We start from the raw sequence: 14,635 nt of genomic DNA on the forward strand, positions 1-14,635 counted from the left end.
GGGTCGCGCCTACTTCAGCACGCCCTTTTCCTTGAAATACTTGATCGCGCCGGGGTGCAGCGGGACCGGGCTGCCGGCGGCGGCGGTTTCGAGCTTGATGCCCTTGCCGGCGGCGTGGGCGCTGGCGAGTTCGGGCAGCGATTCGTAGATCAGCTTGGTCATCTGATACGCCAGGTCGTCGGACACTGCGCTCGAGGTCACCAGATAGTTGATCACCGCGGCGGTCGGCACGTCCTTGTCCTGCCCCTTATAGGTGCCAGCCGGGATGGTCTCGGCGACGAACGGCGGGCCGATCTTGTCGACGACCTCCTTCGGCACCGCCACGACGTTGATGTCGGACGAGTTCGACAGGTCCTTCAACGAGGCGACGCCGAGGCCGGCCGACTGCAGCGTGGCGGCGAGCTGGCGGTTCTTCATCAGGTCGACGGATTCGGCGAACGGCAGATACTCGATCTTGCCGAGATCCTTGTAGTCCATGCCGGCGGCCTTCAGGATCGCGCGCGAATTCAGCTCGGTGCCGGATTTCGGCGCGCCGACCGACAGGCTCTTGCCCTTCAGGTCGGCCAGCGTCTTGATCCCGCTTTCGGCCGTCGCAACGATCTGGATGTAGTTCGGATAGATCGCGCCGATCACCCGCAGCTTGTCGAGCTTGGCCTTGAAGCCGGCTTCGGCGTCGCCGTCCCAGGCGGCTTTCAGCGAGTCGCCGAGCGAGAACGCGATCTCGCCGCGCCCCTGCTGCAGCAGGTTGAGGTTCTCGACCGATGCCTTGGTGGCCTGGACCTGAGCTTTGACGTTGGGAATCTTCTCGCCATAAATCTTGGCTATCGCGACGCCGAGCGGATAGTAGACGCCGGAGGTGCCGCCGGTCAGCACGTTGACGAATTGCTGAGCGCGGGCTTGCGGCGCCGCCAGGACAATGACCGCAACCGCGGCGACACCAAACAATCTGGCCTTCATGAACAGTTTTCTCCCTTAAGTTGTTGCTTGGAAAACTGACCGGCCGAACCGCCGCGGTCAACCCGTCAAATCGGCGGTCCGGGCCGATGGCCGCGGAACCCGAAGGCGGCGGCGCGAATTGTACGTTCCCGTTCAATGCAGCCGAAGAGGTTCGCGTGCCGCCCAGCCCTCCCCAGTCCCTGGCGCGGCCGCTCGACGCGCTGAACTTCTTCCTCGCCGACGTGCGCGACGGCCTCGGGCCATATCTGGCGATCTACCTGCTGGCCGTGCAGAACTGGAACGAGGCGTCGATCGGGCTGGTGATGTCGATCGCCGCGGCGGCCGGCATCGCAGCCCAGACCCCAGCCGGGGCACTGATCGACCGCTCCACCGCCAAGCGCGCACTGATCATCGCGGCCGCCCTGGTTGTGACCGTGGCGTCGGTGGTGCTGCCGTGGCTGGACAGTTTCGTGCTGGTGGCGGCGACCCAGGCTCTGGCGGCGGCAGCCGGCGCGATCTTTGCGCCCGCCGTGGCGGCGCTAACGCTGGGCATCGTCGGGCCGCGCGCCTTCGCCCGTCGGACCGGCCGCAACGAAGCCTTCAACCACGCCGGCAACGCGGTGGCGGCGATGCTTGCCGGCGCGTTCGCCTATGGGTTCGGTCCGGGCGTGGTGTTCTGGCTGATGGCCGCGATGGCGCTCGCCAGCATCTTCGCCACGCTGGCGATCCCAGCCGCGGCGATCGACGATCACGTCGCCCGCGGGCTCGGCGACGATCACGAGCGCGGCGCCCATCACGACCAGCCGTCCGGCTTTAAGGTGCTGCTGACGTGCCGGCCGCTCTTGATCTTCGCCGGCGCCACCGTGCTGTTTCACTTCGCCAATGCGGCGATGCTGCCGCTGGTCGGACAGAAGCTGGCGCTGGTGAACAAGAACCTCGGCACCACGCTGATGTCGGTGTGTATCGTCGCCGCGCAGCTCGTGATGGTGCCGGTGGCGGCGCTGGTCGGGCACAAGGCCGACGTCTGGGGCCGCAAACCGATCTTCGCCGTCGCGCTCGGCGTGCTGGCGCTGCGCGGCGCGCTATACCCCCTGTCCGACAATCCGTATTGGCTGGTCGGCGTGCAACTGCTCGACGGCGTCGGCGCCGGCATTTTCGGCGCGCTGTTTCCGCTGGTGGTGGCCGACCTCACCCACGGCACCGGGCATTTCAACATCAGCCAGGGCGCGATCGCGACGGCCGCAGGCCTCGGCGCCGCGCTGTCGACCGGCTTCGCCGGACTGATCGTGGTCAGCGCGGGCTACAGCGCCGCGTTCCTGGCGCTTGCCGGCATCGCTGCTGCGGCGCTGGTGTTGTTCCTGGTGCTGATGCCGGAGACCCGACAGCAGCAATCGGCGGCACCACCTTCCGCAGCGCCGGAGGCGGTCTCATCCACCGTCTAAAGCTGTCCAGCTGAACGTCAGCTCTCGGTGAGCTGCTTCAAGGTCGCCAGCAGCCGCCGTTCGCTCGCCGGCTTGCCGACATTCGGGACGCCGGCCAGCACGTCGCCGCCATGGCTTTCAGGCTTGTCATAGGCGCTGGCCACCGCGAACGGCACGTTCTGCGCCTTCAACCTTTCCGCCACCGGCGTGACCAGCTCTTTGCCGAGATTGACGTCGAGCATCGCCACCGAGGGAAGCTCGGCTTCGAGCAGACGGAGCGCATCCTGCACGGTCGCGACCGGTCCGATGATCCTCCAGCCATCGCCTTCGACCATCCGGACCAGATCCATCGCGATCAGGAATTCGCCCTCGACGATCAGAACCGTCTTCTGCACAATGCACTTTCAACTCGGGAGCGCTTCACTCCTCAGCGGGATGATGATCTCAGCCCGTAAACCCCCGACGGCGTAATCGAGTTCCGAACGTCCACCGAGGCTGTAGCTGGTCACTGAGCGGATCAGCTCCGTGCCGTAGCCGGTGCTGGTCGGCGGCGCGACCGCGGGGCCGCCGCTTTCGACCCAGGTCAGCCGCAGTTCACGCCCGGCAGCGTCAACCGCCCAGGTCGCCCGCAGCCGCCCACCAGGCGCGGACAGGGCGCCGTATTTCGCGGCGTTGGTTGCGAGTTCATGCAAGATCAGGCTGAGCGACCCAAGCGAACGCGGGGCTAGCACCACTGCGGGCCCCGACTCGATCGCGATTGCTGCCGGGCCGCCTTTGTAAGGCGCCAGGATCCGCTGCAGCAACTTAAGCAGCGCGGTCTCGTCCTGGGTGACGAACGCCAGGTCTTCGGCCTCCATCAGAGCGCCGAAGCGGCCGAGAAAGTCGTCCCTGTATTGCTCCGCTGTCCGCCCTTCCGTCGTGGTCTGCCGCGCCAGTGATTGCACCACGCCGAACAGATTTTTCATCCGATGCCGCATCTCGCCGAGCAGCAGATCCCTGGCGGCGTCGCGCCGAAACCGGTCGGTGGCATCGACGATCGACAGCAGCATCGAATGGCTGGCGTTGTCGGGATGGACCAGAGTGCGCGCGGTCAGCAGCATCGTCCGCGGCCCTAGGCCCGGGAAAACGTGATCGACCTGGTAGTTAATCACCGCCGCCGCCTTGGGAATGACCTCGAGCAACAGCCGTCGCAGGTCGGGGATGTCCCACTGACCGTTGCCGAGTTCGAACAGCGGCTGACCGATGGTCTCGTAGCGATCGACCTTGAAGGTTTCGAAAAACGACCGGCTGGCATTCTGCACGGTCAGGCTGGCGTCCAGTACCAGCATCGGATCGACGACCGTGTCGACGATACCTTGCGCCTGAACGTGGCTGGTACGCAGCAGCCGATAAAGATCTTCCATATTCATGCTGACCGAACCCGAGACGCGGCCGCGAAAAGCTATAGAGAAACTTCGCCGGTCACAATCCGGAAACTCGGACGATGCTGGATACGATTCGGCAGTTTAGTGTCGAGAGAGTTTCATCCGCTCCTGCTAAGCTGCTCCGATCGTAGCCCGCGAGGCGAGACGCAAGAGTACCCCCGATGCCGTCTCCCCCTTTTGACCCGTTCGCATTCGACCGCCGCACCGTGCTGCGCGGTGCGCTCGGCGCCGGGCTGATCGGTATCGTGCCGGTCAGCGCCGGGGCAGCCGCGCCGGTCTTGTTCTCCACCGATCCGTTCACGCTCGGCGTCGCGTCCGGTGATCCGGCGCCGGACGGTTTCGTGCTGTGGACGCGGCTGGCGCCTGAACCGCTGAAGTCCCGCGGAGGGATGAGCGCCCAGCCGGTCGAAGTGACGGTGGAGATCGCCGACGATCCGGCAATGACCCGGATCCTGCGCAGCGAGCGCACGACCGCCTATCTCGAACTGGCGCATTCAGTGCATGTCGAGATCGAAGGTTTGGCGCCCGGGCGCGACTACTTCTACCGCTTCCGCGCCGGCGGCGTCGACAGCCCGATCGGCCGCGCCCGCACCTTGCCGGCGCCGGACGCGACGCCGCAGCAGCTCCGCTTTGCCTCGGCCGGCTGCCAGCGCTGGGAGGGCGGCTACTATTCGGCGTGGCGCGCGATCGCCGAGGATCAGCTCGACTTCGTGTTCCACTACGGCGACTACATCTACGAATACGGCTTCGCGGCCACCGACAAGAACGACTCGCCCTGGCCGCGCACGATGCCGAAGGACTTTGCCACCTGCTACACGCTGACCGACTATCGCCGCCGCTACGCGTTGTACAAGTCCGATCCTGATCTGAAAGCCGCGCACGCCTCCTGCCCATTCCTGATCAGCTTCGACGACCACGAGATCGTCAACAACTGGGCGAGCGACAGCGATCCGAAGCAGACTCCTCCGGAGGCGTTCCTGTTTCGCCGCGCGATGGCGCTGCAAGCCTGGTACGAGCACATGCCGGTGCGCCGGGCGCAGCGTCCGCGTGGACCGGACGTGCTGGCATATCGCGGCTTTCGCTTCGGCACACTGGCCGACGTCGCGGTGCTCGACACCCGGCAACATCGCTCACGCCAACCGTGCGGAGACGGCTTCCTGGCGGGCTGCGCCGAAGCCGATCCGGCCGACCGCACCATGCTCGGCGCCGCACAGGAGCAATGGCTCGCCGCGCGGCTGAAGCAAAGCGATGCCACTTGGCGCGTGCTGGCGCAGCAGGTGCTGTTCGCGCCGTTCGACTGGCGCGGCTTTCCTAAGATCGAGGACAAAGGCGAGCCGGTGTTTGATGTCGACACCTGGAACGGCGCCACCGCGGCGCGCGACCGGGTGATCGCGATGCTCGACGAAGCCAAGGCCAGCAATGCCGTGGTGCTGAGCGGCGATCTGCACCGCGCGCTGGCGCTCGAACTGCATCGCGACGCACGCAATCCCAACTCGCCGTGCGTCGGCGTCGAGTTTCTCTCGACGTCGATCTCATCCGTCGGCGGCGCGCCGCCGGACGACGCAGCGATGGCCACGATGCATCGCAACAATCCCCAGCTGAAGTTCTTCAGCGATCAGCGCGGCTATACGCGCCACACCGTGACGCCACAGCAATGGCTGGCGGACTTCCGCGCGATCGACAGCATCGCCGTACCGGGACACCCCGCGCAGACGATCCGCTCGCTCGTCGTCGAAGCCGGCCGTCCCGGACTCATCACTCGCTAACGACGATCGTAGGAGACCGCGCCGCCGCGTGTGGCCGCGCTGGTCCTCGCCGAATCGCGCGCATAGGATCATGCTGGCCGCTCAACGAAGCTGGCCGCGCTGCCCGCAGCGCGGGATGATGCTCCAAGGGATTAGATGATCGAACCCCTCTATCCGCGATCGCGTATCAGCCGGCGCAGCATTCTGCGCGGAGCGGCCGCGATCGCCACCCTGCCGCTGCTGCCGCGCCTCGCGCGCGCCGCCGGCTGGCCGACCCGGCAGGTGACGCTGGTCGTGCCGTTCACCTCCGGCGGCACCACCGACATGCTGGCCCGGTTGATCGCGGCCCGACTCTCGGAGCATTACGGCCAGTCCTTTGTCATCGACAATCGCAGCGGCGAGAGCGGCAATATCGCGGCTTCCTACGTCGCCAAGGTGCCTGCGGACGGCTACACCTTCATCATCGGCACGCCCGGCATCCACGCCACCAATCGCCTCGTGTATCGGACCATGGGCTACGATCCGGCCACCGACTTCACCCCGGTGATCGTGATCGCCCGCGTCCCGAACCTGTTGTCGGTGACCAAATCGCTGCCGGTGACCAGCGTCGCGGACCTGATCAGCTACGCGCGGCAGCGCCCGCGCGAACTGTTCTATGGCGTGTCGGCGCTGGGCTCGACCGGGCATCTGTCGACCGAACTGTTCAAGACCATGACGGGCGTCGAGATCACGGCGGTGCCGTACAAGGGATCGGCACCGATGCTGCGCGATCTCGCGGAAGGCCGCGTGCATCTCACCATCGACAATCTGCCGGCTTCCAAACCGCTGCTCGAGGCAGGCGAGATCCGTCCGCTCGCGGTGACCACCGCCAAGCGCTGGCCGCCGCTGTCGCACCTGCCGACCATCGCGGAAGCCGGCGTGCCGGGCTACGAGACCGCCTCCTGGTTCACCATCGGGGCGCCCCGCGGCACGCCGACGGAGATCGTCACCAGCCTCAACACCACAGTCGCGGCGTTCCTCGGCAGCGACAGCGGGACGGCGAAACTCCGCGAGATCGGTGCCGAGCCGGGCGGCGGGTCACCCCAAGATATGCAGCGTCACGTCGAGGCCGAAATTGCGCGCTGGGAAAAAGTGGCGAAGACCGCCGGAATTGCGCCGCTGTAGCTACGCCGCGACCGTCGCAACGTGTGCAGATTTGATCTCCGACGAATGAGTGCGGCGTTGTGATTGCGACCGGCGCGTGACACCTAAACCCATCACATCGCCCACCTTTCAAAAGATTGCATTTGAATCATAGGCATCCATTTAACCCTACCTGGGACTTAGTGTGGGTTTCGGTTTAATTCCACATTTTGAACTCTCTCCAACCCCTAAAGTTTGGCGCGTTATTTCGGGGGGTGGACCAATGAGAGCAACGACGGAAGCGGAAGTGTGCGTACCTGCAGGCGGTTTCGGCCGCCGCAAGGTGGCGCCGCGCGCGTGTATCGTCGATCGCAAGCCGCACTTGCGGGCTTTCCTGGCCGACGCGCTGGAGGAGTTCCGATTCGTGACGGGGGAATGCGCCGGCGCGCTGGAACTGCCAGCGCGGCTCGCCGAACATCAGCCCGACCTGCTGGTGATCGGCTCGAGCGTCGATGGCGTCGAGGCGGAAGCGATTCTCGATACGCTCGCGACAACCTGTTTTACCGGCAGTGTGCTGACGATCGCGCCGCGCGAGACCATCATGTCGGACGCGATCCGCCAGCACGGCGTCGCGCGCGGCTTGAGGATGCTGCCGCCGCTGGCAACACCCTTCAGCGTGCACACGCTGAGCCTCAGCCTCGCTCCGCTGTTGCCGCAGGAGCCGGCGCCGGAGCCCGAGATCGACGTCGCCGAGGCGCTCAAGGCCGGTTGGCTAGAGCTGTGGTATCAGCGCTGCGTCGATGCGCATTCGCTGACCCCGCAGGGCGCCGAGGCGCTGCTGCGGATGCGACATCCGAACTGGGGCGTGGTGTCGCCCTCGGCATTCCTGCCCGACGGCAACGATCCGCATTTCCGCGCGCTCTCCGAATTCGTGGTGAAACGCGCGATCGCCGACTGGCACTATCTGCTCGACCACCAGGGCCCGGTCGACCTGTCGATCAACCTGCCGGTGAGCTTTCTCGGCAATGAGCGCGCGCTCGACGATCTCTCGGCCTGGGTGCCGCAGCATCCGGCGTTCGGCGGTCTGATCATCGAGATCGACGCCTCCGAGATCGTCGACCATCTGGACGAGATGGCGGAAATCAGTCGGCGACTGCGGCTGCGCAACGTCGCGATCGCGATCGACAAGGTCGGCGCCGACTGGCCGGCGCTGATGCACCTCGACACCTTCCCGTTCGTCGAACTGAAGGTCGACCGTTCGTTCGTCACCGGCTGCGCCGACGACCGGCTGAAACGCTCGGTGTGCAAGCGGATTGTCGAACTCGCCGGCGACTATGGCGCGCGCTGCACCGCGACGGGAATCGAGACCCGCGCCGACTTCCAGGCCGCGCACGAGCTCGGCTTCGACAAGATGCAGGGCTATCTGTTCGGCAAGCCGATGGGTCTGAAGAAATTCGCCCGCGCCGCACACGCGCGCCCGGTGGCGATGCAGGATTGAGCGCGTTCGCGTCGCGTCAGTCGAACGTCATTTCCAGGCACTTCGAGACGTCGTCGCCGAGTCCCGACGCGATGGTGACGCAGCCGCGGACCCGGCGCTGCTTGGTGTCGGCGGCCCAAACCACATAGCCGCCGGCGCCGAAGAACGCGTTGGTGTTGGCAGGCTCGGTCTCGGCGCCGTCGAACTGATAGTCGCCGTCGACATCGAAGATTCGCGGACGGCGGAAACAGCCGCCGTCGGTCTGGACGTTGATCACTTCCTTGTTGTCGCGCGTCATCGCCAGGCTGACGGCACAGCGGAAGTATTCCGACGTCTTGGTATTGAACAGATACGCGTAGGACCGGCAGGTGGCGGTGACCAGCTTGCCCGGGCTCAGGCCGCGGCTGCAGGAGATGTGCTGATTGTTGCTGAGCCGGTACTCGTCGGCGGAGGCCGGCGCCGCTGCGGCCAGCGACGCCAATCCGGCGATCAGCATCGCGCCGATCGAAAGGCCCTGCACCTGCATCGTCGTCCTCCCGCTGCGATCGTCGCGCGTGAACGGCGACTCGGTGCCCGAACCATAGCGGCGCGCCGACATGGGTAAAATCACAAAGTCGAACCAAACGGCGCTGACATCCGACCGACATCAGCATGCGGCATTGTTGACCGCAACTGATTGTTCGTGATTTGTTCAGAGACGGCCGCGCAGCACGATGGTCGACCGACTCGGTCGACCATCGCCCGGCGTGCTCTGTTTGGAGCCTCAGCGATGACCTCGTTTCGCACCACCCTGCTGATCACCGCCGCGAGCCTTGCGGCGCTGACGTCGGTCGCTCACGCCGACGCCGGCGAACCGTGGGTGCTGACACCGGACAAGGGCTACGGCTACACCCGCGACGGCAAGACGCTGACCTACAAGATGGGCACCAGCAACGCCAAGGAGCTGTTCAAGGGCGCCAAGAAAGTCCCGCGCGAGACGCTGTTCTTTATCGGCGCCAACGGCCAGCTCTATATGCGCTCCGGGCCGTTCCTCGAAGGCGACGGCAACTTCAAGTTCGGCGCCGATCAGTAGCGCCGAACGCGATCGCGCTTCAGCGCTGCGCGCTGGTCTCGAACGCGGCGAACAGCTCGCGTGCGCCCGGATTGTTGCTGTTGGCGTCCATCCGCGCGTCGGTGACGGCGAGCAGCTTCGCCACGGTATTGTGACGGATCGCCACCGGATTGCGCTCATAGCCGGAGCGCTGGAAGAAGTTCGAGGTCGGCACCACCTCGCGCATCTCCTGCGGCATCGTCACCATGTCGAGGCCGGTGCTGTCGCCGGTGAGATTCATCATCTCGAGTTCGGCGGCGGTGAGCCGCTCCGGGTAGCCCTTGCGCTGCGCGAACACCACCGAGGTCAGCAGCTTGTGAGTCTGCAGCAATGGGCCGACGTCGATGTCGAGCACCAGCGCGTGCACGCCCCAACCTTGCGGGGTGCGGCCGAGTTTTTCGTGCTCGCTCCAATTGCCCGGGATCGAGCGCGCGAACGCCACCATCCGCTTCACCACCGCGATCTTGCGGTCGAGCGCCTGACGCCGCGGTCCCGACAGCGTCGCAGCCTTGTCGTTCAGCGACTTGATGATCTGATTGCCCTGCTCGGCCAGCAGCACCAAGGTGTTGGTGGTGAGCAGCTGGTTGTAGCCGATCGCGGTCGAGATCGGCCGCGAGCCGGGCCGTGTCTTGCTGAGCCCGGACTGCATGTCGTGATCGCCGTTGCCGCCGGTCTCGAACGCATAGACCCGCACCGCCTGATCGCGGGTCAGGCCGGCCTCGCGCGCGGCGCGGGCATAGGCGCGCTTGAACTCGACCTCGCTCGACGGACGCTGCGGCGTGAACTGATAGTATTCGGCGGCGGCGCGCACAAAATCGGCGACGACCGGCAACGACTTGCGCTCACGCGGCGGTTCGGTCGACGGCTCCGGATCGATCGGCCGCTTCGGCCCGGTATAGACCGGCGGCTGCACCAGCACGTAGTCGTCGGGGGTGATCTGCTCGCCGGTGCGGCGCTTGGCGTTGCGGATGCGGCGCCGCTCGGCGATCGCGTCCCAATAGGCGCCGGCATCGCGTTCAAATTCGGCGCGCGCGGCCTGATACTGCTGCAGTCGGTAGCGATATTCGGCAATCGCCTGCGGCGAGGCGGCCTGCGCCATCGCGTTCGCCACCGACGACGGCAGCGGCGCCGCGGTCTGGGCGAGCGCGTGGGATCCAAAGGCGAGCAGCGCGACCGGCGCGAGCCGGGCGAGATGAATGATCGAATGAGCCATGCCGCATCCTCGCCCGATAGGGTGAATGAACCGTTGCCCCACAGCTTGCGCCGGGCATCACAAGCTGTGAACCCGGCGATTGTTTGTTTACAGAAGACAAGACGAGTCAGGCGGTACGACAGCGCACGGCGCAGGCTACTTCCAGGCGAACACCGGCTGCTCGAGATCGGCGACGCGGGTGACGCGGCCGGCCAGCACTTCACGGAATTGATAGATCAGCGCCGCGGTCGGCGCGTGGATGAAGTCGTCCTCGTAGCGGAACCGGACCACGCGGCGGTCGCTCTCCGGGATCGAGGTGAAGTCGAACACATCCGGCGGCGCGATCTCGGCAAGGCCGACGTGATGCACCGAGGCGACTTCGTCCGGGTTCGGCGCCAGCGGCCCGCTTCCCGCAGCCCACGCCACCACCGGGGTCACCAGATAGCCGGAGCGGGTCGGATAGTCATCGAGGATGCCGAGCACGTCGCCGGCGTTGAGCGCGAGACCGAGCTCTTCGTGCAATTCCCGCAGCGCGGTTTCGGGCGCTGTCTCGCCGTCGTCGCAGCGACCGCCCGGTAGCGCCCATTGATAGGCGTGGGAGCGCAGCCGCGGCGAGCGACGCGTCAGCAGGAACGCCGCACTGCCGTCCTCCGCCGCGACCAGCGCGATCGCGACCGCGGCGCGCTTCAGCCCGGACGGCGTCAGGCCATCGTCGTGGCGCGGAAAAGCCGCGCAGCGCGCGGCGATCAGGGCTCGGGTGGCATCGTCGTGCGCGTGGCTCATCCGTCTTGACTACACTGCGCACCTGACCGAGGAAACCGTTGCCGCCGCGCAAGGCCATGCGGCGATGGAGAGCCGATCGATGACCGAGACCACCACCGCCCGCAGCATGAAGGCCGACGGCTGGAGCGTGATCCACGACGACGGCTTCATCGATCTGGTCGGGCCGCTGTGGCATCGCTGCGTCGACGGCACCAACGAATACGCGATCGCGACCGCGGCCAAGCATCGCAACAAGCGCGGCCTGGTGCAGGGCGGGCTGATGATGACGCTGGCGGACCGCACCTCGGGCATCGCGGCGCGCGATCAGTCCGGCGCGCCGCATCTCGCCACGGTGCAGATGGACACGCATTTCGTCGACGCCGCCGAGATCGGCGACCTGCTGATCTCGCGGCCGCGGGTGGTGCGGACCACGCGCAGCCTGATCTTCACCTCGACCGAAGTCAGCGTCGACCGCCGCTGCATCATCCTGGCGCACGGCGTGTTCAAGATCGTGCGGCCGCGCTGACGGCCGCCCGGCGGCTCAGGCGGCGCGGCACCACCGCGCCAGCGCGTCCAGCGTCACCAGGGACTCGCCGGCCCCAACGCCGGCAAGATGCCGATACGGCGCATCCGGCTCGCCGAGATCGCTGAGCACCGCCAGCGCACCGGGGAAATCGTCGCCCTCGGTATAGAGCCCCGGGGTGACGATGGTCGGCAGCCCGGCGGCCCGCGCTGCGCGGACCCCGTTGGTGGAATCCTCGAACGCGACGCAATCGGCGGCCGGCAGCTTCAGGGCGTCGAGCACGTAGAGGTAGATGTCCGGCGCCGGTTTCTTGGCCGGCACCACATCGCCGGCACCGACCGCGTCGAACAGCGCCATCGCGTCCGGCCCGAGCGAGGACTCCAGCAGCGCCTCGACATTCGGCAGGCTGGTGGTGGTGGCAATGCCGAGCTTCACGCCGGCCGCCTTGGCCTCGCGGATCAGCCGCGCCACGCCGGGGCGCAGCGCGGTGCCGGCGACGACCAGCGCGGTGTAGCGGTCGGTCTTGGCCCGGTGCAGTTCGGGGATCCGATCGGCCGCCCGCTCGGCGCCATCCGGTTCCGACTTCAGGAAGTGAGCGATCCGCTCCTTGCCGCCGGTGACGTCGAGCAGCTTGCGATACAGCGTCGCATCCCAATGCCACGGCAGTTGCTCGGCCGCGAAGGTGGCGTTGAAGGCCTGACGGTGCAGCTCTTCGGTCTCGGCGAGCGTGCCATCGACGTCGAAGATCAGTGCAGAAGGTAACATAGAACCCACTTACTCTCGGACCGTGCGAGGCGTCCAAAAAATGAACACAAATCGGACCTGACAATGACTTGGGCAGGGTGTAAAGCAAACTTTACAATCATCATCAAGCCGCTCCGATGTCCGATATCGAACACGACTATTCTGCTCAGCGCCGCTGCGAGAAATGCGGCGGTGAAATGAAGCTGATCGGCCGTTTGCCGCGTCGGCTGCAACATCCCGCCCGAACCGTATTCCGCTGCTCCGCCTGCGACAACGTCGTGCAGGAATAGCCGAACCTAGCCAGGCGCCGGGCCTCCTTGCGCCAGCGCGGCATCCATCAGCTTCTGCAATTGTTTGGCGGTGAACGGCTTGGCCAGGCAATAGACGCCGTTCTCGACCGTCATCCCCTCCCGCTTCAGCATCGCCGCATCGAACTCGGGCAGCATTCCGCTGATCACGATGATCGGCAGCGCCGGCCGCGCCGCCCGCACCGCCGCCAGCACGCTCTTGTCCTGCACCTTGGGCAGGCTGAGATCGATCAGTGCCAGCGCGGGATCGCTACAGCTGAGCCAGTCGAGCGCCCCAGCCCCACTGTCGCACACCGTCACCTGATGGCCGGCTTTGCCCAACACCAGGGTCAACACCGTACGCACCGCGGGCTCGTCGTCGACGACCAGCACCTCCATCACCACCTCTTGGCAGGCGTAAGGACCGTGAGCGCCGCGACGCAAAACAAAGACCGGCTATGACGGTGTCAGATTGCTGCAGTTTGCGAAACGAGCGCAACTGGTAACGCTACGAGCGCGGGCACCGATGCACGCCGTTCAGCGATGCTGGACTAGCGAGCGCGGAAGCGAAGGGGGAGGGTGCCAGGGGCGACTTCACACTGTGAAGTAGATCGCCTTGTATTTATTTTCCAACCTGTCCAGGCAATTTACCCTCAGCGATACCCGTGATGCCGTCTCGATCACGCCGGTCGGCTGTGAATAACCGGCATAACTTCGCCCTATTCGCGAGTACTGCGCCGCACCGCGTAAAATGCGTGTAGTCGGCGGCGATTCGCCTGCTCATGAAAAAACCGGGCTCGCCTTCCCAAGAGTTCGCCCGGCTTCATGTCTCCAAACCACCTGCGGGCTTGGCCTTGATTTCAGTCTCGATGAAAATCACCACGTGAAGATTTTCAAGTCTGGTGTCGGCGTCGTAGCGACTACTGGGCGGCCTTCGGGCCGCCCCCCTTCACATTCTCGGCGCCGAACGTCTTTTTCCTAAACAATCTCTTCAGCATCGGGATCTTCGTAGGACGCGCGTTCTTCCAGTCTTTGTACATGGTACGGAAATTCTCGTACTCGCTATCCGGAGGCATGATGTCTTTGAAGCGAGAGAGGTCGACGGTCGACACCAAGGGACCTTCAACCTTGCATTTATTACGCAGCTGTTTTCTGAGCTCGATCGCATGGCCGTACAGATCTTCGCCAATCATTGTGCTGAACGCGATCACGTCGTCGGTCTGCCTATAAATCGATTCGATGAGCATTTGGTATCTGCGGTCGACGACGCCTCCTTGCGGCACGCCTAAGTACAGTTCGACGATGTTCGGAGGATTGCTGGCACGCCAATCGTCAGAGAGCTTGTTCCTGCCCTCCATGGATTCAGTCAACGCCTGTATCGAAGAAAGTAAAACCGGTACCAGCAAGAGAGATGGCCCCGTGAGCGATATTCTGTCGAACACGAGTTCCTTGATCTCGGTGACCGGAGACAGAAGCGGTTTTATCGTTTGTAGATCGACACTCAGAACATACGGCTGATTTGCTGGAATCGCACCCGACGCACGCTGGGCTAGAAAGTTCGCGAACTTTTGCTGCTCCTTGTCGTAAGTGTCCTTCAGCTCCTTCACGAACTGTCGCTTCAGTCCGAGGTGTGCATTGGCGACGCCATACACCATGCTCGAGGCTGCGTTGGTTTGACGGATCTCGCGCATGAGCTCGTCCCTGAGCTTCGACTTTTCGGCGATCTTCTGTGCCGCCCATGCGCCGCCGAATGCTCCCGCGAGTGATCCGACGAGTGACGTAGTGAAATTGGATTCGAGGACGGTCCTAACGCTCGTGGCCGCATCCTTGATTTGCTCAAAAGTCTCATGCCAATTTGGTAGGTAGCTGAGTAAGCCGCTCATGTTTGCCCTCAAATTGCATAATGCGAGAC

Annotated in this window: 16 protein-coding genes; 7 read left to right on the forward strand and 9 right to left on the reverse strand. The window is 65.3% G+C overall.

Annotation, left to right across the window (positions count from 1 at the left end; all coding sequences use genetic code 11):
- Positions 1–9: 9 nt before the first annotated feature.
- Positions 10–957: a TAXI family TRAP transporter solute-binding subunit gene (locus tag HZF03_RS22665; protein ID WP_119017746.1), complete on the reverse strand. Its 948-nt coding sequence runs from the start codon at positions 955–957 to the stop codon at positions 10–12.
- Between the two features lie 155 nt (positions 958–1,112).
- Here HZF03_RS22665 and HZF03_RS22670 point away from each other — a divergent pair, with 155 nt between their 5' ends.
- A complete protein-coding gene (locus tag HZF03_RS22670) occupies positions 1,113–2,378 on the forward strand; it encodes an MFS transporter (protein ID WP_119017803.1) in 1,266 nt (421 codons plus the stop codon).
- A gap of 17 nt (positions 2,379–2,395) precedes the next feature.
- Here the strand turns inward: HZF03_RS22670 and HZF03_RS22675 are convergent, their stop codons facing one another.
- On the reverse strand, positions 2,396–2,752 hold the full coding sequence (locus HZF03_RS22675) for a response regulator (protein ID WP_119017747.1): 357 nt from the start codon (positions 2,750–2,752) through the stop codon (positions 2,396–2,398).
- 9 nt (positions 2,753–2,761) lie between these two features.
- Complete coding sequence (locus HZF03_RS22680) at positions 2,762–3,766, reverse strand: HWE histidine kinase domain-containing protein (RefSeq protein WP_119017748.1); 1,005 nt, start codon at positions 3,764–3,766, stop codon at positions 2,762–2,764.
- Positions 3,767–3,942: 176 nt separating this feature from the next.
- On the opposite strand from HZF03_RS22680, the gene HZF03_RS22685 reads away from it, so the two are divergent.
- The 3 genes from HZF03_RS22685 (at position 3,943) to HZF03_RS22695 (ending at position 8,146) form a co-directional block, all read left to right on the forward strand.
- Positions 3,943–5,547, forward strand: a complete 1,605-nt coding sequence (locus tag HZF03_RS22685) for an alkaline phosphatase D family protein (protein ID WP_119017749.1) — start codon at positions 3,943–3,945, stop codon at positions 5,545–5,547.
- Between the two features lie 135 nt (positions 5,548–5,682).
- A complete protein-coding gene (locus HZF03_RS22690; protein WP_119017750.1) occupies positions 5,683–6,690 on the forward strand; it encodes a Bug family tripartite tricarboxylate transporter substrate binding protein in 1,008 nt (335 codons plus the stop codon).
- 241 nt (positions 6,691–6,931) lie between these two features.
- Positions 6,932–8,146 (forward strand): EAL domain-containing response regulator, encoded by a 1,215-nt coding sequence (locus HZF03_RS22695; RefSeq protein WP_011160048.1) that lies wholly within the window; start codon positions 6,932–6,934, stop codon positions 8,144–8,146.
- Between the two features lie 16 nt (positions 8,147–8,162).
- Here the strand turns inward: HZF03_RS22695 and HZF03_RS22700 are convergent, their stop codons facing one another.
- Positions 8,163–8,621: a hypothetical protein gene (locus tag HZF03_RS22700; RefSeq protein ID WP_234832190.1), complete on the reverse strand. Its 459-nt coding sequence runs from the start codon at positions 8,619–8,621 to the stop codon at positions 8,163–8,165.
- Between the two features lie 273 nt (positions 8,622–8,894).
- On the opposite strand from HZF03_RS22700, the gene HZF03_RS22705 reads away from it, so the two are divergent.
- Positions 8,895–9,197, forward strand: coding sequence for a hypothetical protein (locus HZF03_RS22705; protein ID WP_119017751.1), 303 nt, complete (start codon positions 8,895–8,897; stop codon positions 9,195–9,197).
- A gap of 19 nt (positions 9,198–9,216) precedes the next feature.
- Here HZF03_RS22705 and HZF03_RS22710 read toward each other — a convergent pair whose 3' ends face one another.
- Both HZF03_RS22710 and HZF03_RS22715 read right to left on the reverse strand, forming a co-directional pair.
- Positions 9,217–10,428, reverse strand: a complete 1,212-nt coding sequence (locus tag HZF03_RS22710) for a hypothetical protein (RefSeq protein ID WP_012497697.1) — start codon at positions 10,426–10,428, stop codon at positions 9,217–9,219.
- A gap of 135 nt (positions 10,429–10,563) precedes the next feature.
- Entirely contained in the window at positions 10,564–11,190 is a 627-nt protein-coding gene (locus HZF03_RS22715; RefSeq protein ID WP_119017752.1) for an NUDIX hydrolase, read from the reverse strand.
- Between the two features lie 79 nt (positions 11,191–11,269).
- Between HZF03_RS22715 and HZF03_RS22720 the strand changes: the two genes are divergently transcribed.
- A complete protein-coding gene (locus tag HZF03_RS22720) occupies positions 11,270–11,695 on the forward strand; it encodes a PaaI family thioesterase (protein ID WP_104512854.1) in 426 nt (141 codons plus the stop codon).
- 15 nt (positions 11,696–11,710) lie between these two features.
- Here the strand turns inward: HZF03_RS22720 and HZF03_RS22725 are convergent, their stop codons facing one another.
- A complete protein-coding gene (locus HZF03_RS22725; protein WP_119017753.1) occupies positions 11,711–12,457 on the reverse strand; it encodes an HAD family hydrolase in 747 nt (248 codons plus the stop codon).
- 116 nt (positions 12,458–12,573) lie between these two features.
- Here HZF03_RS22725 and HZF03_RS22730 point away from each other — a divergent pair, with 116 nt between their 5' ends.
- Positions 12,574–12,726, forward strand: coding sequence for a hypothetical protein (locus HZF03_RS22730; protein ID WP_158255420.1), 153 nt, complete (start codon positions 12,574–12,576; stop codon positions 12,724–12,726).
- A 6-nt stretch (positions 12,727–12,732) separates the two neighbouring features.
- On the opposite strand, the gene HZF03_RS22735 is transcribed toward HZF03_RS22730, so the two are convergent.
- Positions 12,733–13,122, reverse strand: a complete 390-nt coding sequence (locus tag HZF03_RS22735) for a response regulator (protein WP_012497701.1) — start codon at positions 13,120–13,122, stop codon at positions 12,733–12,735.
- 521 nt (positions 13,123–13,643) lie between these two features.
- On the reverse strand, positions 13,644–14,606 hold the full coding sequence (locus HZF03_RS22740) for a hypothetical protein (protein WP_119017754.1): 963 nt from the start codon (positions 14,604–14,606) through the stop codon (positions 13,644–13,646).
- Between the last annotated feature and the right edge of the window lie 29 nt (positions 14,607–14,635).

The sequence above is a fragment of the Rhodopseudomonas palustris genome (assembly GCF_013415845.1).
GTDB lineage: Bacteria > Pseudomonadota > Alphaproteobacteria > Rhizobiales > Xanthobacteraceae > Rhodopseudomonas > Rhodopseudomonas palustris_F.